Source organism: Methylobacterium oryzihabitans (genome assembly GCF_004004555.2).
Classification (GTDB): domain Bacteria; phylum Pseudomonadota; class Alphaproteobacteria; order Rhizobiales; family Beijerinckiaceae; genus Methylobacterium; species Methylobacterium oryzihabitans.
The window spans coordinates 1-1337 of record NZ_SACP01000075.1 but is presented as its reverse complement, the minus strand read 5'-3'; the positions used below and the strand labels follow the sequence as shown (position 1 = coordinate 1337).

Annotated in this window: 2 protein-coding genes; both read right to left on the bottom strand. The window is 80.1% G+C overall.

Annotated elements, in window-relative coordinates; translation table 11 throughout:
* The coding region (locus tag EOE48_RS28405) for a response regulator (RefSeq protein ID WP_127734223.1) at positions 1-401 on the bottom strand (401 nt) is incomplete at its 3' end.
* Positions 398-1337: chemotaxis protein CheW (locus EOE48_RS28400; RefSeq protein ID WP_127734222.1), on the bottom strand; the 940-nt coding region annotated here is incomplete at its 5' end. The genes EOE48_RS28400 and EOE48_RS28405, both read right to left, overlap by 4 nt.

Genomic DNA, 1337 nt, shown 5'->3' with positions numbered 1-1337 from the left:
GACGGCGGCCGCGCCCTGGCGGCGGCCCGGACCTTGCGCACGATCAGCGGCGCGAGGCGGTCGATGTCGAGGGAGACCGCTCCGGCCGGCTTGGCGATCACGTCGACGGCGCCGCGCGCCAGGGCGTCGAGGCTGACCTCCGCCCCCTCGGCGGTGAGGCTCGACAGCATCACCACCGGGCACGGCCGCGCCTGCATGATCGCGTCGAGGCAGGCGAGGCCGTCGAGTTCCGGCATCGTGACGTCGAGGGTGACGACGTCGGGGACGAAGCGGGCATGGGCCTCGATCGCCTCGCGGCCGTTGCGGGCGAAGGCGACCTCGAAATCGCCCTCGGCGGCGAAGATCCCGCCGAGCAGCTTGCGCATCAGCGCCGAGTCGTCGGCGACGAGGAGCCGGATCATGCCGCCGCCTCCGCCGTCCGGCCGGCGGGCGCGAGGTCGCGGACGAGGCGGTCGAGGAACGCGGCCGGATCGACGAGGAGCAGGCGGCCGCCGTCGTCGAGGAGGCCGACCCGGTCGGCGGGGGCGATGTCCGGGGCGGGCCGGATCTTCCCTGAGTCGAGGGCGTGGAGCCGCGCCGCGCCGTCGACGATCAGGCCGGCGCGGCGGCCGTCGCGGTCGAGGACGACGAGGCGGCGCCGGGCGGTGGGGCGGCTCGGCGGGTGGCCGAGGCGGCGGCGCCAGTCGATCAGCGGCAGCGCCGCGCCGTCGTGCTGGACGAGGCCGGCGACGAAGCCCGGCGCGTGCGGCAGGCGGGCCGCCGGGCTCGGCACCCGCAGCACCTCGCGGACCGCCGCGACCGGCAGGCCGTAGAGGGTGCCGGCGAGGTCGACGGCGAGGAACCGCTCCGCCGGCTCGGCCGGGGCGCGCGCGGGCTCCGGGGGCGTCGCGCCTCCGGGCAGCAGCCGCTCCAGCGCCAGGACCGGCACCAGGGCGCCGTCCTGCGGGCTCCGGAGAATCGCCGCGAAGGCGGCGGCCGCCGCGCCGAGACCGCGGGGCACCGGATCGAGGTCGGCCGGCTCCGGCCGCAGCACCGGTCCGATCCCGTCGACCGCCAGACCGACGCCGCCGGCGACGACGAGACGGGAACCGGAATCCGGCGCCGCGACCCCGAGCAGGGCGGCGAGCGGCCGGACCGGCAGGGCGCGCCCGCGCCACTCGACCGTGCCGGCGGGCCGCGCGCGGGGGCGCCCGGCCGGGCCCGGCGCGGGGGGGCACGGGCGGCGCCGGCGGTGCGGCGAGGCGCGGACGCGGATCCTGCGGCAGCGCCCCGGCGACGAGCCGGCCGGGATCGAGCACCGGCGCCCCGGGCAGGCGCCCGATCGCGGCCGGGGCCGG